Origin of the sequence: Pantoea sp. C2G6 (assembly GCF_051336815.1) — a bacterium.
Classification (GTDB): domain Bacteria; phylum Pseudomonadota; class Gammaproteobacteria; order Enterobacterales; family Enterobacteriaceae; genus Pantoea.
The window spans coordinates 249,863-270,198 of record NZ_JBGMNJ010000003.1 but is presented as its reverse complement, the minus strand read 5'-3'; the positions used below and the strand labels follow the sequence as shown (position 1 = coordinate 270,198).

General features: G+C 57.9%; 19 protein-coding genes. 12 read left to right on the top strand and 7 right to left on the bottom strand.

The window, feature by feature from the left end:
* Positions 1 to 28 precede the first annotated feature (28 nt).
* The gene (locus ACCW71_RS07180; RefSeq protein WP_436370486.1) at positions 29 to 850 is read right to left on the bottom strand and encodes a DUF72 domain-containing protein; all 822 of its coding nucleotides are present in this window, start codon (positions 848 to 850) and stop codon (positions 29 to 31) included.
* A 211-nt stretch (positions 851 to 1,061) separates the two neighbouring features.
* Between ACCW71_RS07180 and aspS the strand changes: the two genes are divergently transcribed.
* The 6 genes from aspS (at position 1,062) to ruvB (ending at position 6,604) form a co-directional block, all read left to right on the top strand.
* On the top strand, positions 1,062 to 2,840 hold the full coding sequence (aspS, locus tag ACCW71_RS07175) for an aspartate--tRNA ligase (protein ID WP_436370485.1): 1,779 nt from the start codon (positions 1,062 to 1,064) through the stop codon (positions 2,838 to 2,840).
* Complete coding sequence (nudB, locus tag ACCW71_RS07170) at positions 2,840 to 3,271, top strand: dihydroneopterin triphosphate diphosphatase (protein WP_436370484.1); 432 nt, start codon at positions 2,840 to 2,842, stop codon at positions 3,269 to 3,271. Before aspS ends, nudB begins: the two co-directional genes overlap by 1 nt.
* A 301-nt stretch (positions 3,272 to 3,572) precedes the next feature.
* Positions 3,573 to 4,316 carry a YebC/PmpR family DNA-binding transcriptional regulator gene (locus ACCW71_RS07165; protein ID WP_436370483.1) on the top strand — a complete coding sequence of 248 codons (744 nt, stop codon included), beginning with the start codon at positions 3,573 to 3,575 and terminating at the stop codon, positions 4,314 to 4,316.
* Positions 4,317 to 4,353: 37 nt separating this feature from the next.
* Positions 4,354 to 4,881 (top strand): crossover junction endodeoxyribonuclease RuvC, encoded by a 528-nt coding sequence (gene ruvC, locus ACCW71_RS07160; protein ID WP_436370482.1) that lies wholly within the window; start codon positions 4,354 to 4,356, stop codon positions 4,879 to 4,881.
* 95 nt (positions 4,882 to 4,976) lie between these two features.
* On the top strand, positions 4,977 to 5,591 hold the full coding sequence (gene ruvA / locus ACCW71_RS07155) for a Holliday junction branch migration protein RuvA (RefSeq protein ID WP_436370481.1): 615 nt from the start codon (positions 4,977 to 4,979) through the stop codon (positions 5,589 to 5,591).
* An 8-nt stretch (positions 5,592 to 5,599) separates the two neighbouring features.
* A complete protein-coding gene (gene ruvB / locus ACCW71_RS07150) occupies positions 5,600 to 6,604 on the top strand; it encodes a Holliday junction branch migration DNA helicase RuvB (RefSeq protein ID WP_436370480.1) in 1,005 nt (334 codons plus the stop codon).
* Here the strand turns inward: ruvB and znuB are convergent, their stop codons facing one another.
* Together znuB and znuC are read right to left on the bottom strand one after the other, a co-directional pair.
* A complete protein-coding gene (gene znuB, locus ACCW71_RS07145; RefSeq protein WP_436370478.1) occupies positions 6,605 to 7,390 on the bottom strand; it encodes a zinc ABC transporter permease subunit ZnuB in 786 nt (261 codons plus the stop codon).
* The gene (znuC, locus tag ACCW71_RS07140) at positions 7,387 to 8,142 is read right to left on the bottom strand and encodes a zinc ABC transporter ATP-binding protein ZnuC (RefSeq protein ID WP_436370477.1); all 756 of its coding nucleotides are present in this window, start codon (positions 8,140 to 8,142) and stop codon (positions 7,387 to 7,389) included. The genes znuB and znuC overlap by 4 nt, the downstream gene beginning before the upstream one ends.
* A 77-nt stretch (positions 8,143 to 8,219) precedes the next feature.
* On the opposite strand from znuC, the gene znuA reads away from it, so the two are divergent.
* The 3 genes from znuA (at position 8,220) to lpxM (ending at position 11,612) form a co-directional block, all read left to right on the top strand.
* Entirely contained in the window at positions 8,220 to 9,167 is a 948-nt protein-coding gene (znuA, locus tag ACCW71_RS07135; protein ID WP_436370475.1) for a zinc ABC transporter substrate-binding protein ZnuA, read from the top strand.
* Between the two features lie 13 nt (positions 9,168 to 9,180).
* Positions 9,181 to 10,512: a murein DD-endopeptidase MepM gene (gene mepM / locus ACCW71_RS07130; RefSeq protein WP_436370474.1), complete on the top strand. Its 1,332-nt coding sequence runs from the start codon at positions 9,181 to 9,183 to the stop codon at positions 10,510 to 10,512.
* Positions 10,513 to 10,637: 125 nt separating this feature from the next.
* Entirely contained in the window at positions 10,638 to 11,612 is a 975-nt protein-coding gene (gene lpxM, locus ACCW71_RS07125) for a lauroyl-Kdo(2)-lipid IV(A) myristoyltransferase (RefSeq protein WP_436370473.1), read from the top strand.
* 197 nt (positions 11,613 to 11,809) lie between these two features.
* Here lpxM and ACCW71_RS07120 read toward each other — a convergent pair whose 3' ends face one another.
* From ACCW71_RS07120 to ACCW71_RS07110, 3 genes are all read right to left on the bottom strand, one after another.
* Positions 11,810 to 13,042, bottom strand: coding sequence for an MFS transporter (locus ACCW71_RS07120; protein WP_436370472.1), 1,233 nt, complete (start codon positions 13,040 to 13,042; stop codon positions 11,810 to 11,812).
* An 83-nt stretch (positions 13,043 to 13,125) separates the two neighbouring features.
* A complete protein-coding gene (gene pyk, locus ACCW71_RS07115) occupies positions 13,126 to 14,568 on the bottom strand; it encodes a pyruvate kinase (protein WP_436370471.1) in 1,443 nt (480 codons plus the stop codon).
* A gap of 119 nt (positions 14,569 to 14,687) precedes the next feature.
* A complete protein-coding gene (locus ACCW71_RS07110; RefSeq protein WP_436370469.1) occupies positions 14,688 to 15,554 on the bottom strand; it encodes a MurR/RpiR family transcriptional regulator in 867 nt (288 codons plus the stop codon).
* Positions 15,555 to 15,919: 365 nt separating this feature from the next.
* Between ACCW71_RS07110 and zwf the strand changes: the two genes are divergently transcribed.
* Together zwf and ACCW71_RS07100 are read left to right on the top strand one after the other, a co-directional pair.
* Positions 15,920 to 17,395: a glucose-6-phosphate dehydrogenase gene (gene zwf / locus ACCW71_RS07105; protein WP_436370468.1), complete on the top strand. Its 1,476-nt coding sequence runs from the start codon at positions 15,920 to 15,922 to the stop codon at positions 17,393 to 17,395.
* Positions 17,396 to 17,605: 210 nt separating this feature from the next.
* A complete protein-coding gene (locus ACCW71_RS07100) occupies positions 17,606 to 18,244 on the top strand; it encodes a bifunctional 4-hydroxy-2-oxoglutarate aldolase/2-dehydro-3-deoxy-phosphogluconate aldolase (RefSeq protein WP_436370467.1) in 639 nt (212 codons plus the stop codon).
* Between the two features lie 36 nt (positions 18,245 to 18,280).
* Here the strand turns inward: ACCW71_RS07100 and purT are convergent, their stop codons facing one another.
* The gene (gene purT, locus ACCW71_RS07095) at positions 18,281 to 19,459 is read right to left on the bottom strand and encodes a formate-dependent phosphoribosylglycinamide formyltransferase (RefSeq protein WP_436370466.1); all 1,179 of its coding nucleotides are present in this window, start codon (positions 19,457 to 19,459) and stop codon (positions 18,281 to 18,283) included.
* Positions 19,460 to 19,626: 167 nt separating this feature from the next.
* Between purT and ACCW71_RS07090 the strand changes: the two genes are divergently transcribed.
* Complete coding sequence (locus tag ACCW71_RS07090) at positions 19,627 to 20,283, top strand: tellurite resistance TerB family protein (protein ID WP_436370465.1); 657 nt, start codon at positions 19,627 to 19,629, stop codon at positions 20,281 to 20,283.
* The last annotated feature ends 53 nt before the right edge of the window (positions 20,284 to 20,336 follow it).

The window sequence follows — 20,336 nt, the reverse complement described above, 5'->3', positions numbered from 1 at the left end:
GCGGCTGTTACCTTGTCCTCTACTGCGATCAAAACAGTGACGCCTGCTGCGGCCAGTCCGGTCCGCTGCCGACAGCAGGATCGATCTGTTGCAGCTGCGGCCAGAGCGCCTGCACCAGCGGAAAAACCTGGCCCATGTCGGGCGTGTGCAGGAACAGCATGGCGTCGCCCTGTTGCAGCCACTCCGCCAGTCGGGCGGGCCAGACCTGAAACAGCGGCACGCTCTCCTCCACGCTGTCGCTGCCGATAAAACGCACCATCGGCTGTGAGCCGGTTCGCAGCGCATGGGGCGGCACCCGGGGTTTTTGCGCCCGCGCCGCCAGCGCGGCCGGGCTTTGCGAGGTGGAGGCGTGAACCGGGCGGCTGTCGAGGATGACGCGGTTAATTCCGCGCGCCAGCAGACCGCGATTCAGCGCCCGCTCGGCGTCGCCTTTGGCAAAGAACGCCGGATGACGCACCTCCACCCCATAGTCAAAGCGGCGCGGCAGGCTATCCAGAAAATGCCACAGGGCGTCGAGCTGGGCTGGCGAAAAGGTGGCGGGCAGTTGCAGCCAGTACTGACCGATACGATCGGCCAGCGGCTCCATCAGGCGCAGAAAATCAGTGAGCAGGTCATCACTGTGCTGTAGCGCCGCCTGATGGCTGATGGTGCTGGGAAACTTAAAGCAGAAGCGAAAATCAGCATGCGTCATATCGCGCCAGCGCAGCACGGTCTCGGTGGAGGGCAGCGCATAGAGCGTGGTGTTGCCCTCCACACAGTGGAAGTAACGGGCGTAGTCCGCCAGGCTTTCGATGCCCCAGCGTTTCCAGTGCGAATGCTGCCACTGCGGCAGGCCAATACGAAGTGTCACACGTTCTCCTGACTCCAGGTTAAGAGAGACAATTATCCGCTAAGGTCCGGCAACCGTGCAAACCCGCGCAGGAAATCGGCGCTTTGGCGTGGATCTGCTTATCCTGTCTGGCTTTTTCCATTATAATGGCCGCCAATTTTGCGACAGCATCGCATAAGGTAACGCGGCCGGATGCTGTCAGCCGCAGCGGTGAAGTTAAAAGGATAGTGTTATGCGTACAGAATATTGCGGACAGCTCAATCTGTCTCATGTGGGTCAGCAAGTCACGCTTAGCGGCTGGGTCAATCGCCGTCGCGATCTGGGCAGCCTGATTTTTATCGACATGCGCGACCGTGAAGGCATCGTGCAGGTGTTTTTTGATCCCGATCGCCAGGAGGCTTTTAAGCTGGCTTCTGAGCTGCGTAACGAATTCTGTATCCAGATCAGCGGTACCGTGCGCGCGCGTGACGAAAAAAACAAAAACAGCGAGATGGCGACCGGTGAAGTGGAAGTGTTTGCCGAGGCGCTGACCATCATCAACCGCTCCGAGCCTCTGCCGCTCGACGCGAATCAGAACAACAGCGAAGAAGCGCGCCTGAAATATCGCTATCTCGATCTGCGCCGTCCTGAGATGGTCACCCGTCTGAAAACCCGTGCGAAAATCACCAGCTTTGTGCGTCGTTTTATGGATGACGAAGGTTTCCTGGATATTGAAACCCCGATGCTGACCAAAGCGACGCCAGAAGGCGCGCGTGACTACCTGGTGCCAAGCCGGGTGCACAAAGGCAAGTTCTATGCGCTGCCGCAGTCACCTCAGCTGTTCAAGCAGTTGCTGATGATGTCGGGCTTTGACCGCTACTATCAGATCGTCAAATGCTTCCGTGATGAAGATTTGCGTGCTGACCGTCAGCCTGAATTTACCCAGATCGATGTGGAAACTTCCTTTATGACCGCGCCGCAGGTGCGTGAAATCATGGAGCGTTTAATCCGCAATCTGTGGCAGGCCGTGCAGGGCGTCGATCTCGGCGAGTTCCCGCAGATGACCTTTGCCGAAGCGATGCATCGTTACGGTTCGGATAAGCCGGACCTGCGTAACCCGATGGAGCTGGTGGATGTCGGCGACCTGCTGAAAAACGTTGAGTTCCAGGTCTTCTCTGGCCCGGCTAACGATGCCAAAGGCCGCGTCGCCGCGCTGCGCGTGCCGGGTGGCGCACAGCTGAGCCGCAAGCAGATTGATGAGTATGGCAAGTTCGTTGAGATCTATGGCGCGAAAGGCCTGGCGTGGATGAAGGTCAACGTGCGCGCGAATGGCCTGGAAGGGGTGCAGAGTCCGGTTGCCAAGTTCCTGAATGCGGAAATTGTGGAAGGCATTCTGAGCCGCACCGGCGCACAGGATGGCGACATTATCTTCTTTGGTGCCGATCGCGCCAAAGTGGTGGCTGATGCCCTGGGCGCGCTGCGTCTGAAAGCGGGCCGCGAGCTGAACATCACCGATGAGAAAGCCTGGGCACCGCTCTGGGTAATCGACTTCCCGATGTTCGAAGAGGACGAAGAGGGCGGTCTGGCCGCAATGCACCATCCGTTCACCGCGCCGAAAGAGATGAGCGCGGAAGAGCTGGCAGCCGATCCAACCCGTGCCGTGGCGAATGCCTACGACATGGTGATCAACGGTTATGAAGTGGGTGGCGGTTCCGTGCGTATCCACAACGGCAAAATGCAGCAGACGGTGTTCAGCATCCTGGGAATTACAGAGCAGGAACAGCGTGAGAAGTTTGGCTTCCTGCTGGATGCGCTGAAATTTGGTACACCACCCCACGCGGGCCTGGCCTTTGGTCTGGATCGTCTGACCATGCTGCTGACCGGCACCGATAACATTCGTGACGTGATTGCGTTCCCGAAAACCACGGCGGCCGCCTGCCTGATGACCGAAGCGCCAAGCGAAGCGAATCCCGCCTCGCTGCTGGAGCTGGGTATTCAGGTAGTGAAAAAAGAAAAGCCTGAGAATAAATAATGGGCTATAAACATCCGGTTTCGGTGCTGGTGCTTATTATGGCGCGCGACACGGGCCGGGTGTTGATGCTGCAACGCCGTGACGATCCCACTTTCTGGCAGTCGGTCACCGGCAGCCTGGAGCCGGGTGAGTCACCGCTGGCAACGGCGTGTCGTGAGGTAGGCGAGGAGGTGGGCATCGATGTGCTGGCTGAAGAGCTGGAGATGGAGGATTGTCAGCGTCAGATTGATTTTGAAATCTTTCCGCATTTTCGCCATCGCTATGCACCCGAGGTCACCCATAATCACGAGCACTGGTTTCGCCTGCAACTGCCCGCGGAGCGGGATGTCACCCTGAGTGAACATCTGGCGTTTCGCTGGCTGGCACCGGCCGAAGCCGCAGCGTTAACCCGATCATGGAGTAATCGCCAGGCGATTGAAGAATTTGCCTGAATGTTCGCCGCCGCGCGTTATTTCAGCGGCGCATGGATTAAATTTTATTTATCGGGTGAGTTTTAACAGGACTACACCAGCGTATTGACCAGTCAGGCGTTATCGACGCCGCGAGTTGTTCACCGCCAGCGCGCAGCAATCCCACCGTACTCCGGTACGGGCGGATGACTCGCCAGGCTCGCCCCTTGCGGGCCGCCCTTTTCGGGCGTTCAGGTTGTCAGCAACCTGTGCGGGCGCTGCCGGGGGAGAAGATCGCAGGCCAGATAGCCTGCACCCTGTAAAAGATCGGAGAAAATGTAAAATGGCAGGACACAGTAAGTGGGCAAATACCAAACACCGTAAGGCGGCGCAGGACGCTAAACGCGGCAAAATCTTCACCAAGATCATTCGTGAACTGGTGACGGCGGCCAAGCTGGGCGGCGGCGATCCTGGTTCAAACCCACGTCTGCGTGCGGCAATGGACAAAGCGCTGGCGAACAACATGACCCGCGACACCATGGATCGTGCGATCGCGCGCGGTGTCGGCGGTGAAGACAATGCCAATATGGAAACCATCATCTATGAAGGTTACGGTCCGGGCGGCTCTGCCATTATGATCGAATGTCTGAGCGACAACCGTAACCGTACCGTGGGTGAAGTGCGTCACGCCTTTACCAAAACCGGTGGCAATCTGGGCACTGACGGCTCCGTCGCCTACCTGTTCAGCAAGAAGGGCGTCATCTCCTATGCACCAGGCCAGGATGAAGACGCGGTGATGGAAGCGGCGCTGGAAGCGGGCGCAGAAGATGTGGTCAGCTATGACGACGGCGCGATTGATGTTTTCACCGCCTGGGAAGAGATGGGCACGGTGCGTGATGCGCTGGAAGCGCGCGGCCTGAAAGCGGATACCGCTGAAGTGTCGATGATCCCATCAACCAAAGCGGAAATGGATGCGGAAACCGCGCCAAAACTGCTGCGTCTGATCGACATGCTGGAAGATTGTGACGATGTGCAGGAGGTCTATCATAACGGTGAGATCTCCGACGAGGTGGCGGAAACGCTGTAATGGCGCTGACCGCCAGCGCATCAACCGGGGAGGCGTGATGTCGATTATCCTGGGTATCGATCCCGGCTCGCGCATCACCGGTTATGGCGTGATTCGTCAGACTGGCCGCCAGCTCACCTATCTGGGCAGCGGCTGTATCCGCACCAATACCACTGAGTTACCGGCCCGCCTTAAGCTGATTTACGCGGGTGTCTGTGAAATCATCACCCAGTTTGCACCCGACTACTTCGCCATTGAACAGGTGTTTATGGCGAAGAACGCCGACTCGGCGCTGAAGCTGGGTCAGGCGCGCGGGGCGGCGATTGTCGCCGCGGTGAATCACGATCTGCCGGTGTTTGAATACGCCGCTCGCCAGGTTAAGCAGACGGTGGTCGGGATCGGCAGCGCCGAGAAAAGCCAGGTGCAGCACATGGTGCGCACCCTGCTGAAGCTACCGGCTAACCCGCAGGCCGATGCGGCCGATGCGCTGGCGATCGCGATTACCCACTGCCACGTGGCGCAGAACGCGGCGCGCATGAGCGACAGTAAGCTGGTGCTGACGCGCGGACGATTGCGGTCGGGTTAATGCGGTGCTCACTGCCTCACTCTCAGGCTGGATATTCATCCAGCCTTTTTTATGTTATAAAATCCGCCACATTCGTTGGTTAAGGAAGCATTCAGGTGATAGGTCGTTTACGGGGCAATATTCTGGAAAAGCAGCCGCCGCTGGTGCTGCTTGAGGCGCACGGCGTAGGCTATGAAATTCACATGCCCATGACCTGTTTTTATGAGTTGCCTGAATTGCAGCACGAAGCGGTGATTTTCACCCACTTTGTGGTGCGCGAAGATGCGCAGCTGCTGTTTGGTTTTAACAGCAAGCAGGAGCGGGCGCTGTTTCGTGAACTGATTAAGGTGAATGGCGTGGGACCAAAACTGGCGCTGGCGATCCTCTCCGGCATGTCGGCACAGCAGTTTGTTACGGCGGTGGAGAAAGAGGAGATCGCCTCGCTGGTGAAACTGCCGGGCGTGGGCAAGAAGACCGCCGAACGTCTGGTAGTCGAGATGAAGGATCGCTTCAAAGGGATGCATGGCGACCTGTTTGGCGGCGATTCGGCCTTTACGCTGACCACGCCGAGCGCGGAGCCGGAAACCAACGACGCGGAAGCCGAAGCGGTTGCAGCCCTGGTATCACTGGGTTATAAACCGCAGGAAGCCAGCCGTATGATCAGTAAAGTCGGTCGGCCGGATGCGGATTGCGAAACCCTGATCCGCGAAGCGCTCCGCGCTGCCATTTGAGGTAATTCATGATAGAAGCCGATCGCCTGGTCTCTGCTGCCAGCGTTAACGAAGAAGAGAGTCTCGACCGCGCCATTCGCCCGAAAATGCTGACCGAGTATGTCGGTCAGCCGCAGGTGCGTGAGCAGATGGAGATTTTCATCAAGGCAGCGCAGCTGCGCGGCGATGCGCTTGACCACCTGCTGATCTTCGGTCCGCCGGGGCTGGGGAAAACCACGCTGGCAAACATCGTGGCGAATGAAATGGGGGTCAATCTGCGCACCACCTCCGGTCCGGTGCTGGAAAAAGCGGGCGATCTGGCGGCGATGCTGACCAACCTCGAACCGCATGACGTCCTGTTTATTGATGAAATCCATCGCCTCTCGCCGGTGGTGGAAGAGGTGCTCTATCCGGCGATGGAAGATTATCAGCTGGATATTATGATCGGCGAAGGCCCGGCGGCCCGTTCAATTAAGCTCGATCTGCCGCCTTTTACCCTGATCGGGGCCACCACCCGCGCCGGCTCGCTGACCTCCCCGTTACGTGACCGTTTCGGGATTGTGCAGCGGCTTGAGTTCTATCAGGTGAAAGATCTGCAACACATTGTCGGACGCAGCGCGGCCTGTCTGGGGCTGGCGCTGAGTGATGAAGGCGCGCTGGAGATTGCCCGCCGTTCACGCGGTACGCCGCGTATCGCCAACCGCCTGTTGCGCCGGGTGCGCGACTTCGCGGAAGTTCGCGCTAACGGCGAGCTGAGCGGCGACGTCTCCTGTAGCGCGCTGGATATGCTGAATGTCGACAGTGAAGGGTTCGACTACATGGACCGCAAACTGCTGCTGGCGATCATCGACAAGTTTATGGGCGGACCGGTGGGTCTGGATAACCTGGCGGCGGCGATTGGTGAAGAGCGCGAAACCATCGAGGATGTGATTGAACCCTTCCTGATCCAGCAGGGTTTTATCCAGCGCACACCGCGTGGCCGGATGGCCACGCAGCATGCTTATCGTCATTTCGGTATGACGCGGGAAGAGTAATCAGACCGCCGGTTTGCGCACCATGCTGAAGATAAACAGGATGGCGGCGCACAGCACCACGGACGGGCCGGCCGGAGTGTCGTAGAAGGCGGAGAAGGTCAGTCCGCCGGTCACGGCGATAATGCCGATTACCATCGCCACGCCCGCCATCGCTTCCGGTGAACGCACAAAACGGCGGGCGGTGGCGGCAGGAATAATCAGCAGTGAGGTGATGATCAGCGCGCCGACAAACTTCATCGCTACGCCGATAGTCAGCGCCGTGACCAGCATCAGGATCAGCCGGGTACGCTGAATATTAACGCCATCGACCTGTGCCAGCTCCGGGCTGATGGTCATCGACAGCAGCGGCCGCCACTGCCAGGCCATCACCAGCAATACAATCACCACGCCGCCGCCCATCATCCAGAGATCGTCTGGGGTGATCGCCAGCAGGTCGCCAAACAGATAGGCCATCAGGTCGACGCGCACATTCTTCATCAGGCTCACCACCACCAGCCCCAGCGACAGCGCACTGTGCGCCATAATCCCCAGCAGAGTATCGATCGCCAGATGCGGACGACGCTCCAGCCAGACCAGCCCCAGCGCCAGGCAGACCGTCACCAGGATCACCGCGTAGTAAGGGTTGACGTTAAACAGCAGGCCAAAGGCGACGCCGAGCAGGGAGGCATGCGCCAGGGTATCGCCGAAATAGGACATCTTGCGCCAGACCACAAACGAGCCCAGCGGACCGGCAGCCAGCGCTAACATCACCCCGCCTATCCAGCCCGGTAATAACAGTTCAATCATGATGGACCCTGTCCTTTGCGTAAAACGATACGTCCCTGAAGGTCGTGACGATGATTATGGTGGTGACGGTAAATCGCCAGCTCCTCGGCTCCGCGCGGGCCGAACATCGCGATAAACTCCGGGTGCTGCGAGACCGCTTCCGGCGAGCCGGAACAGCAGATGTGGTGGTTAAGGCAGAGCACTTCATCAGTTTTCGCCATCACCAGATGCAGATCGTGGGAAACCATCAGCACCGCGCAGTTCAGCTCCAGCCGCAGCTGATTGATAAGGTCATACAGCGCGACCTGACCATTCACATCGACACCCTGTGTCGGCTCATCCAGCACCAGCAGCTGCGGCTGATTCAGCAACGCGCGCGCCAGCAGCACACGCTGGGTTTCACCGCCGGAGAGTTTTTGCAGCGGCGCGTTGAGCAGGTGGCCCGCCTGGACACGCTTCAGCGCTGGCAGGATCTCCGCCGTTTTGCTGCCGCGCGTCAGCCGCATAAAGCGTTCTACCGTCACCGGCAGGGTCGGGTCGATATGCAGCTTCTGCGGCACATAGCCAATACGCAATTGGGGATCACGCTGCACGCTGCCGCTGGTGGGGGCCAGCAGACCCAGCACCACACGCACCAGGGTTGATTTTCCGGCACCGTTCGGCCCCAGCAGGGTCAGGATGCGTCCAGGCTGAAGTGCCAGGCTGACGCCCGATAACACATTGCGCTGGTTAAATTTTATCGAAACGTTTTCGAGTGTGACAAGTGAGGTCATAGTATTTACAGGTTGCACAGAATTTCGAATGTTATAATATCACATTCCACCTCATGGTCACGATGGAATGACGCAATATGTTACATAATAAAAAGGGCGCATTATTCGCCTTAACCGCTTTCTCCGTTACAGCTTCGTTAACCCTTCCGGCCCAGGCGGATGTGGTCGCTTCCATGAAGCCGGTCGGTTTTATCGCCGCCGCCATCGCCGATGGCGTTACCCCGGTGGATGTCCTGCTGCCGGACGGGGCCTCTGAACACGATTACGCCCTGCGACCATCTGATGCAAAACGTATTAAAAACGCGGACTTAGTCGTCTGGGTCGGGCCTGAAATGGAAGCCTTTATGGCGAAGTCTGTGGCGGAACTTCCGGCCAAAAAAAATCTCGCGATGGCTGACATCGACGGGGTAAAACCGTTATTGATTAGCGGCGCTGAAGATGAAGATGAACACGCAGGGGAAAAGTCTGAAGAAGCGGATGCCGATGCGCATCACCATCATCACGGCGAGTTTAATATGCACCTCTGGTTGTCGCCAGAGATCGCACGCAAGACCGCGGTTGCAATCCATGGAAAATTATTGGAACTTATGCCGCAAGATAAAGCCAAACTTGACGCCAACCTCCAGCAGTTTGAGGTAGCTTTGGCGGATACAGACAAACACGTTAGCGCACAACTCGCTCCGGTCAGAAACAAAGGATATTTCGTTTTTCACGACGCTTACACGTACTTTGAAAAACACTACGGTCTCTCGCCCACCGGGCATTTTACCGTCAACCCTGAGATTCAGCCGGGCGCTCAGCGTTTACATCAGATACGAACACAGTTGGTTGAGCAAAAGGCGGTCTGCGTCTTTGCTGAGCCACAATTCAGACCAGCAGTCATCGATGCAGTGGCTCGCGGAACCCAGGTGCGTAAAGGCACACTCGATCCGCTGGGAACTGACATCAGCTTAGCCAAAGACAGCTACGTGAAATTCCTCTCACAGCTGTCGAGCCAGTATGAAAGCTGCCTGAAAGGAGCATGAGGAATAGGTAAAAGTGCAGCAGATAGCCCGCTCTGTCGCCCTCGCATTTAATAATTTGCCGCGCCCCCACCGCGTAATGCTGGGGTCTTTAACCGTTGTCACTCTGGCCGTCGCTGTCTGGCGGCCTTATGTTTATCACCCTACCGATGATGTGGCGCCTATCGTCAAAACCATCGAGCTGGATAAAAATGAGTTCCGCACCCTGCTGCCGGAAGCCAGTGAGCCGATCGATCAGAGCACACCGGAACCGGACGAAGAGCTGCCTGCGGACGACGTCGACAGCGACGTGCCGGACACGTCTGGCGTCCACGACTATACCGTTTCATCCGGTGACACCCTGAGCAGTGCCCTCAACCAATATGGTATCGACATCGGCGACATCAACGCGCTGGTGATGAGCGATCGCGATCTGCGTAATCTCCAGGTCGGCCAACAGCTGAGCTGGACGCTGGATGAGGATGGCGGCCTGAAAACCCTGAGCTGGGAAATCTCCCGGCGTGAAACCCGCACCTATGAACGTACCCCGAATGGGGGCTTTAAGATGAGTGCGGAGATGCAGAAGGGGGAGTGGCGCAACAGCGTGTTGCAGGGTGAAGTGCGCGGCAGCTTTGCCGCCAGCGCTCAGCGGGCCGGATTAAGCGGGGCGGAAGCCAGTAGCGTGATCAAGGCGCTGCAATGGCAGATGGATTTCCGTAAGCTGCGCGCGGGCGATCAGTTCAGCGTGTTAATGTCGCGCGAGATGCTCGACGGCAAAAGCGCCCAGAGTCAGCTGCTCGGCGTGCGCCTGCGCAGCGGGGGCAAAGATTATTACGCCTTCCGCGCCGATGATGGCAAATTCTACGATCGCAGCGGTTCCGGCCTGGCGCGCGGCTTTATGCGCTTCCCGACCGTGAAGCAGTATCGCGTCTCCTCCAACTTCAACCCGCGTCGACTGAATCCGGTCACCGGCCGCATTGCGCCGCACAAAGGCGTCGACTTTGCGCTGCCGATTGGTACGCCGGTGCTGGCGGTCGGTGACGGCGAGATTGTGGTGGCGAAGAACGGCGGCGCGGCCGGTAACTACGTCGCGATCCGTCATGGCCGTCAGTATATGACGCGCTACATGCACATGAAGAAGGTGCTGGTGAAACCGGGACAGAAGGTGAAACGTGGCGACCGCATCGGTCTGTCAGGCAACACCGGACGCTCAACCGGTCCGCATCTGCATTTTGAGATCTGGATCAACAACCAGGCGGTTAACCCCTTAACGGCGAAACTGCCGCGGATGGAAGGTCTCGCGGGCAAAGAGCGGAGTCAGTATCTGGCACAGGTTAAATCCTGGCTGCCGCAGCTCGGTCTCAAATAGGCGAATCTCGTCACTTTGCAGCAAAACCGACGGTGATCCCGTCGGTTTTTTGCTATCTGGATCAGGATGATTGCAAATTTTCAGGTCGTCACTATCATTAGCCGGTCATTGCTTGAGGCGAGTGCATGGAAACCCGTAAAAAAAATAACATTGAATTTATTCCCGTTTTTGAACGTTCATTTCTCAAACCTAAATACTGGGGCAGCTGGCTGGCTATTGGTGCGCTGGCGGGAATGGCTTACCTGCCACCGAAAGTCCGCGATCCGCTGCTGGGCCGCCTGGGCCGCTTTGCCGGTAAACTGGCCAAAGGCGCACGCCGCCGTGCGCTGATTAATCTCTATTACTGTTTGCCTGAACTCAGCGAAGAGCAGCGTGCCACGCTGGTTGATGAGATGTTTGCCACGGCACCGCAGGCGATGGCGATGATGACCGAGTTAGTGCTGCGCGATCCCGCGCTTATCCGCCAGCGGGTAGAGTGGCATGGTCGTGAAATTATCGACCAGATGAAAGCGGAACAGCAGAATGTTATTTTCCTGGTGCCCCACGGCTGGGCGGTGGATATTCCGGCGATGCTGCTCGCCTCGGAAGGACAAAAGATGGCGGCGATGTTTCACAATCAAAGCGATCCGCTGCTGGATTACGCCTGGAACACCGCGCGTCGCCGCTTTGGTGGCCGGATGCATGCCCGCAATGACGGTATTAAGCCCTTTATCAGTTCGGTCAGACAGGGCTACTGGGGCTACTATCTGCCCGATCAGGATCACGGGGCAGAGCACAGTGAGTTCGTCGATTTCTTTGCCACCTACAAAGCGACATTGCCGGCGGTGGGCCGGCTGATGAAGGTGTGCCGCGCCAGGGTGGTGCCGCTGTTCCCGGTCTATAACGGCGACAGCCACAAGCTGGATATTTATGTGCGGCCACCGATGGACGATCTGCTGGAGGCGGACGATCATCAGCTGGCGCGCCGGATGAATGAGGAGGTGGAGGTGTTCGTGCGTCCCCATCCTGAGCAATACACCTGGATCCTCAAGCTGCTGAAAACGCGCAAAGAAGGGGACATTGAACCCTATTCGCGCAAAGAGCTCTATCCGCGCAAATAGCAGAAAGGCCGCGCAAGCGGCCTTTTTTGATCCTGAAGTTCGCGCCAGTTAACGGCGAAACAGAGCATGCTGAGGAGTCAGGGTCAGATCGGAAAGGCAGTTAAGCCAATCCCTGACGCGGGGCGCTTTCCTCTTCTGATCCTGTTCCTAAAGTTTATTCAGCGGTGTCAGATTTAAACCACAACCCGCCGCATTATTTATAACGCTTCCAGCTTACTGCGTCGTTTACGCTCACGCATAAAGATAATCACCAGACCAAACCACAGCACGCCGCTGATAAAGTTAATCAGGCAGAACCAGAGCGTGCCGCCGCTGAAGTAGCCGCTTTTGGCCAGTTCAATCCCCACCGCCAGCGTCAGAATACTGATCATCCCCAGCATCGCCGCCACGCTGCCTTTACCCTCCTGGCTGGCGTAGAGCGTCAGGCGATAAAGCCCGGCGTTGACCATACCCGCACCAAAGGCATACAGGCTCAGACCCGCGGTAATCAGCAGATAGCTGTGGCTGTTGAGCAGACTCGCCAGCAGCGCCAGGCTCAGCCCGATCAGAATCGGCCAGGCGGCGAATTTCACCGGCTGTTCAATCGGTACCCGTCCCGCCAGCTTACTCAGGGTCAGATTACCGGCGATCATCGCCAGAAACACCGGCAGTTGCAGCAGGGCATACTGCATACGGGACAGCCCTTCATCCTGCATCAGGATCACCGGTGACAGGGCAACCCAGGTCAGGATCGGAATAAACACCAGTCCGATAGCGAAGGAGCCTGACATCACCAGCCGATCTTTCATCAGCCGGCCATAGTTGCGCGCCAGACTGGGCAGGGCGACAGAGTGACTGCGATCGCCCGCGGTTTCCGGCATGACGCGCCACAGCACCACAAAGGCGACCAGGCTACAGCCGGCGAACAGCCAGAACATGCTGCGCCAGCTGCCAAGCGTCAGCCAGGCGGCACCCGCCAGCGGACCGGCCAGCGGTGCCAGCAGCGCGACATTGGCCATCAGCGCCATCATCCGCACCGCCAGCGCCTCATCAAAGGCTTCCTGGATGGCGGCATAGCCGACCGCGCCGATAAAGCAGAGGCTGATGCCCTGGATAAACCGCAGGCCGACAAACGCCTCAATCGAGCTGACCCGGTACATCAGCAGACAGGCGATGGCAAAAAACAGGATGCCGGAGAGCATCACCGGTCGGCGGCCAAGTTTATCGGAGAGCGGCCCCAGCAGCCATTGCAGCACCATCCCGCCAATCAGGTAGGCGGTGAGGGAGGTGGAGACCCATTCGGGACCAACGGCGAATTCGCGGGTCACGATCAGCATGCCAGGCTGGATCATGTCGTGCGCAATATAGGTGGCAAATTCAAACAGCACTAACGCCAGAGGAAAGAGCAACATCCGGCCAGTAAGCTGGCTGATGGGTTGGAAACGGGCCATCTGGCCTCCTTGTCAGAAAAGAAAACGCGACTGCCAGGCAGTCGCGTCTTTATTCTACATCGGCAAGGTTAACCTGATGTGAATTAATCTACCCGCAGCACCCGGGTGGTGTTGGTGGTGCCAGTGGCGCCCATCACATCCCCCTGGGTGACGATCACCAGATCGCCGGAGACCAGGAAGCCTTTATCGCGCAGCAGGTTAACCGCGTCATGTGCCGCAGCCACCCCATCATTGTTGCTGTCGAAGTAGACCGGCGTCACGCCGCGATAGAGCGCGGTGAGGTTCAGGGTGCGTTCGTGACGTGACATCGCGAAAATCGGCAGACCCGAGGTGATGCGTGAGGTCATCAGCGGCGTGCGGCCCGACTCGGTCATGGTGATAATCGCGGTGACGCCCTGTAAGTGGTTAGCCGCGTACATGGATGACATGGCGATCGCCTCTTCGACGTTGTCAAACTGCACGTCGAGACGATGTTTTGAGACGTTGACGCTGGGGATCTTCTCCGCACCCAGGCAGACTTTCGCCATCGCGGAAACGGTTTCAGCCGGATACTGACCGGCCGCGGTTTCCGCTGACAGCATCACCGCATCGGTACCATCCAGCACGGCGTTGGCGACGTCCATCACTTCCGCGCGGGTCGGCATCGGATTGGTGATCATCGACTCCATCATCTGGGTGGCGGTAATGATGGTGCGGTTGAGCTGACGGGCACGGCGGATTAACGCTTTCTGAATGCCGACCAGTTCCGGGTCGCCAATCTCTACGCCCAGGTCACCGCGCGCCACCATGACCACGTCGGAGGCGAGAATGATGTCATCCATCGCTTCCTGGCTGGCAACCGCTTCAGCGCGCTCCACTTTGGCTACCAGTTTCGCCTCGCAACCCGCCTCGCGTGCCAGACGGCGCGCCAGGTTCATATCTTCGCCACAGCGCGGGAAAGAGACCGCCAGGTAGTCGACCTTGATTTTCGCGGCGGTGATGATGTCAGCTTTATCTTTTTCGGTCAGCGCTTCCGCCGAGAGACCGCCGCCCAGCTTGTTGATCCCTTTGTTGTTCGACAGCGGGCCACCCACCGTGACTTCGGTGAAGACTTTCATCTCCTGCACTTCCAGCACCTTCAGCTGCACGCGGCCATCATCCAGCAGCAGGATGTCGCCTGGCACCACATCTTCCGGCAGACCTTTGTAGTCGATACCGACGCGCTCTTTATCGCCTTCGCCTTTACCCAGGCTGGCATCCAGCAGGAAACGGTCACCGATATTGAGAAAAACTTTGCCTTCTTTGAAGGTGGAAACGCGAATTTTTGGCCCCTGGAGGTCGCCAAGGATCGCCACGTGGCGTCCCAGTTTTGCTGCAATCTCACGCACTTTGTCGGCACGAAGCTGGTGATCTTCTGGCGTGCCGTGAGAGAAGTTGAGTCGTACGACGTTTGCGCCGGCTGCGATGATTTTTTCGAGGTTATTATCACGATCGGTGGCCGGGCCGAGGGTTGTTACGATCTTGGTTCTTCTGAGACGTCTTGACATGAAGGACTCCGTAAACATTTAAGCGTGTCCTGGTCTCTGGACACAGCATGGGTATTTATTCTATATGATCGATGCGGGGTGATACGACTCACATTGTAAATGTGATGTTAATTTTCTTGCTAATCTTCATCTTCCCGACTGGCCTGCTTTTCGTAACGCGACGCTTTCAGCGCCTCTTTCACACGTCTGAGATTTTCCCTGAAGGGGGCTCCGCGCGTCAGGGTAAAACCGGTCGCTAACACATCGATCACGGTCAACTGCGCCAGGCGCGACACCATCGGCAGATAGACATCAGTATCTTCCGTTACATCAAGCACTAAAGCCAGCGCAGCTTCACGCGCCAGGGGTGAATCGGGAGAGGTGATGGCAATCACGGTGGAACCGTTTACACGGGCCAGGCGAGCCAGTTCTACCATATTTTTTGTGCGGCCAGTATGTGAAATGAGAACAAAAACGTCACCGGCTCGACTATTTATGCAACTCATGCGCTGGATCACAATATCGTCCGACCAGATGACGGGCAGATTAAAGCGCAGGAATTTCGTAAAAGCGTCATGCGCCACCACCGCCGAAGCACCCAGACCGAAAAAGGCGAGTTTATCCGCATGGGTAAGCAGGGTGACGGCCTGCGACAGATGCGCGGTGTTCAGCTGATCCCGGACCTGTTGCAGCCCCGCCAGCGCCGAATCGAAGATCTTGTGGCTGTAGTTCTCCACGCTGTCATCTTCCTCCACGCCACGGCTTACCCAGTTGCTGCCGGTGACCAGGCTTTGCGCCAGCCGCAGTTTAAAGTCAGGAAAACCGCGGGCGCCCAGCCGGTGACAGAAGCGGTTAACCGTCGGCTCGCTGACGCTGGCTTCGCGCGCCAGGGTCGCGATGCTGGAGTGCATCGCCTCCTGCGGCGCAGCCAGAATCTGTCGGGCGACTTTCTGTTCCGCTTTACTCAACGCAGCCAGCTGCGCCTCAATTTTTTCCAGCATATTCATAAGCCGATGACCATCATCACTTTTATCAATTTCAATTATCACTGTCGTCTGAGCCGGTTAACAGAGACTATATCGCGTCAGCACCCGGCCGGCGCAAGAGCGGACAAGCCCGCTACGCTTTTTTTTGGAATACTTTGACCGGGAACAGATTTTCCTGACACCATCAGACACAGAAAAAAAGGGGCCATGCGCACGTGTCATCACACGCGCTGACCTTATCGGGTACAGAGTTAATGCGGTTGACCCGGCGAGTCGGTTTACCTGGCGCGGGGAAAAAAGTACATTGTGCTGAATGAAAATAATAACCTGGAGCCGGTGGCAGAGGATCTGTCGCCACCGGATTATCCTGCAACGAGGAGAGGAAAATGGCGGTAACACAAACAGCCCAGGCATGCGATCTGGTGATTTTCGGTGCCAAAGGCGATCTTGCACGCCGTAAACTGCTGCCTTCACTGTACCAGCTGGAAAAAGCGGGTCAGATCCATGCTGAGACCCGCATTATTGGTGTCGGCCGCGCTGAGTGGGACAAAGCGGAATACACCAAAGTGGTGCGTGAAGCGCTGGAAACCTTTATGAAGGAGAAGATTGACGAAGCGCTGTGGGACAAACTCAGCGGACGTCTCGACTTCTGCAACCTCGATGTGAATGACACCACCCACTTCCCGAAACTGGGCAAGATGCTGGATCAGAAAAACCGGACCACCATCAACTACTTCGCCATGCCGCCAAGCACCTTTGGCGCGATCTGTAAGGGACTGGGCACCGCGAAGCTGAATGCCAAACCGGCGCGCGTGGTGATGGAGAAGCCGCTGGGCACCTCGCTGGAGACCTCGCGCGAAATTAACGATAGCGTCGGCGAATATTTCGACGAAAGTCAGGTTTTCCGTATTGACCACTATCTGGGTAAAGAGACGGTGCTCAACCTGCTGGCGCTGCGCTTTGCCAACTCCATTTTCGTCAATAACTGGGATAACCGCACCATCGACCATGTGCAGATCACCGTGGCGGAAGAGGTGGGCATCGAAGGCCGCTGGGGTTACTTCGATAAAGCGGGCCAGATGCGTGACATGATCCAGAACCACCTGTTGCAGATCCTGACCATGATCGCCATGTCGCCGCCTTCCGATCTCAGCGCCGACAGCATCCGCGATGAGAAAGTGAAAGTCCTGCGCTCGCTGCGCCGCATCGATCAGACCAACGTGCGGGAAAAAACCGTTCGTGGTCAGTACACCGCGGGCTTTGTGCAGGGCAAAAAAGTGCCGGGCTATCTGGAAGAAGAGGGCGCTAACAAATCAAGCGCCACCGAAACCTTTGTGGCGATCCGCGTTGATATTGATAACTGGCGCTGGGCGGGTGTTCCTTTCTACCTGCGCACCGGCAAGCGTCTGCCGACCAAGTGCTCTGAAGTGGTGGTCTACTTTAAAAATCCTGAGATGAACCTGTTCAAGGATTCTTATTCAGAACTGCCGCAGAACAAGCTGACCATTCGTCTGCAACCGGATGAAGGGGTCGATATTGAGATCCTGAACAAAGTGCCAGGCCTCGATCACAAGCATAAGTTACAGACCACTAAACTCGATCTGAGCTACTCCGAGACCTTCAACCAGTCGCACCTGGCCGACGCCTATGAGCGTCTGCTGCTGGAGAGCATGCGCGGTATTCAGGCGCTGTTTGTGCGCCGCGATGAAGTGGAAGCGGCATGGACCTATGTTGACTCCATTATCGAGGCCTGGGCAGCGGATGGGGACTCCTCCAAACCGTATCAGGCGGGTACCTGGGGGCCGGTAGCGTCGGTGGCGATGATCACCCGCGATGGGCGCTCATGGAATGAGTTTGAATAACTGAAGTGATAAAGCCCGCCTCGCGGGCTTTTTTTTCGCCCTGCGATCGGGCCAGCCGATAACTAAAAAAATGAACTGCTGTTTCAAAAACCTGGCAGAGAGGATAGACGCTCAGGAAGAGGATCATGTATGGTAGTGGCGCATTTAAAGGCAGGAGCCGATGCTCCATGACCGGGCCGCTAACCCGGTGTTATCAAGCAAGGGGACGTGATGAAAAACTGGAAAACGAGTGCCGAACAGATTCTGACCACCGGACCTGTGGTACCGGTCATCGTAGTAAACAAGCTGGAACATGCGGTGCCGATGGCGAAAGCGCTGGTGGCGGGGGGCGTCAGAGTGCTGGAAGTGACGCTGCGCACGCCAGTGGCGATGGATGCGTTACGTGCGATGATTAAAGAGGTGCCTGAGGCGATTGTGGGCGCGGGAACGGTGATCAATCCACAGCAGTTACAGCAAGTCACCGATGCCGGTGCGCAGTTTATCATCAGCCCCGGCGTCACCGAGTCCCTGCTGAAGGCGGCGGTTGAAGGTCCGGTTCCGCTGATTCCGGGTATCAGCACCGTTTCTGAACTGATGACCGGTATGGATTACGGTCTGCGTGAGTTTAAATTTTTCCCGGCGGAAGCCAATGGCGGCGTTAAAGCGTTGCAGGCGATTGGCGGTCCTTTCCCACAGGTGCGCTTCTGCCCGACCGGCGGCATCTCTCCGGCTAACTACCGTGACTATCTGGCGCTGAAAAGCGTGCTCTGCATCGGTGGCTCCTGGCTGGTGCCTAACGACGCGCTGGAAGCGGGCGACTGGGATCGCATCACCCGTCTGGCGCGCGAAGCGGTCGAAGGCGCGAAGTAAAGGATGGCGGTGAGCCTCCGCTCACCGCACCCTGTGTCAGCCCTGGACCGTGACGGCGGCTGCACTGGCCACCGCACGCGCAATCGCCTGATCGGTCGTCTCACCGCTGGCCAGCGCCACGCCTAAACGCCGCTGACCGCTGATCTCCGGCTTGCCGAACAGCCGCAGTTGCAGACCGGCACCCAGCGCCGCTTCGACATTTACAAACTGCACGTTCTGGCTGGTCAGCTGTGGCAGGATCACCGCGGAAGCGGACGGGCCATACTGACGAATGCCGCCAATCGGCAGGCCGAGAAAGGCCCGCACGTGCAGCGCAAACTCTGACAAATCCTGCGAAATCAGCGTGACCATGCCGGTGTCGTGTGGACGCGGTGACACCTCGCTGAACACCACCTCATCACCACAGACAAACAGCTCAACGCCAAACAGCCCATAACCACCCAGCGCTTTAACCACGCGCGCGGCCAGATCCTGCGCCCGTTGCAGCGCCAGTTCACTCATCTGCTGCGGCTGCCAGGATTCACGGTAATCGCCATCTTCCTGACGGTGGCCAATCGGCGCGCAGAAATGGATGCCATCGACCGCGCTGATGGTCAGCAGGGTGATTTCAAAATCGAAGTCGACCACGCCTTCCACGATGACCCGACCGGCACCGGCGCGGCCACCCTGTTGCGCATAGTCCCAGGCGTGCTCCAGCTGGCTGGCGTCGCGGATAAAGCTCTGGCCTTTACCGGAAGAACTCATCACCGGTTTAACAATGCAGGGGAAACCGATCTCTGCGGCGGCCTCATCAAAGCGCGCTTTGCTGTCAGCAAAACGGTAGCGCGAGGTCGGCAGGGAGAGTTCTTCGGCAGCCAGACGACGAATACCTTCGCGGTTCATGGTCAGCCGCGCGGCACGGGCCGTTGGCACCACGCGCTGGCCCTGTGCTTCCAGCTCAACCAGCGTGTCAGTGGCGATGGCTTCGATTTCCGGCACCACGAAATCGGGCTGTTCCGCAGCGATCAGCGCAGCCAGCGCGGCACCATCCAGCATATTGATTACATGGCTGCGATGCGCCACCTGCATCGCTGGCGCATCGGCATAACGATCAACCGCGATCACTTCCACACCGAGACGCTGACACTCCAGCGCCACCTCTTTACCCAGTTCACCTGAACCTAATAACATCACGCGCGTAGCCGCCGGGCGCAGCGCCGTTCCGAGAGTCGTCATAAATTCCTCTAAGCAGTCAGAATGCGCGCGCAGTATAAACGAAAACGTTTGCGTTCTCATCTTTCGTCCCTGTTACGCTGCCGTTTGCCTTACTTTTCCCGCTCTGACGTTTCCTGACACCGTTTTCGCCAGGATAGCCAGCTAACACCATCAACAGGAGTGGCAGGATGAATAACTGGTTGCAACAGATTCAGTCGGTACTGGCGAAAAAGGGCGGAGAGAGCAAATCGGGCGGGAGCTTAAGCGATATGCTGGCACCGGGCGCGCTGGGTGGTCTGGCCGGGATGCTGATCGCCAGCAAATCGTCGCGCAAACTGCTGACTAAATATGGCGGCAAGGCATTAATTATCGGCGGTGGTGCGGCCGCAGGCGCGGTGCTGTGGAACAAATATAAGCAGCGGGTCAGTGAAGCGCACCAGAATGAACCGGACTTTGGCGTGGCGCAGACGCCAGTCGACAAGCGGGCTGAGCGGCTGGTGACGGCGCTGGTGTTCGCCGCCAAAAGCGACGGCCATATTGACGATCAGGAGCGTGCGGCAATTGAGCATAATATTCATCAGTCCGGCTATGGTCAGGATGCGGAACAGCTGATTCAGCAGGCGATGAACCGCCCACTGGACCCGCAGTGGCTGGCTGCGGATGTGAAAAATGAGGAGGAAGCGCTGGAGCTTTACTTCCTCAGCTGTGCCGCCATTGACGTGGACCACTTTATGGAGCGCAGCTACCTTGCAGCCCTGGGTGACGCGCTGAAAATCCCGCAGGATGTCCGCGATGGCATTCAGCAGGATCTGTTGGCAGAGAAGGCGCGTCTCCCCGCCGGTTAATCGTCTCCCTCGTCCCCGGCTGCGCGCGGCCGGGGGCGGCTTCGTTCCAGACA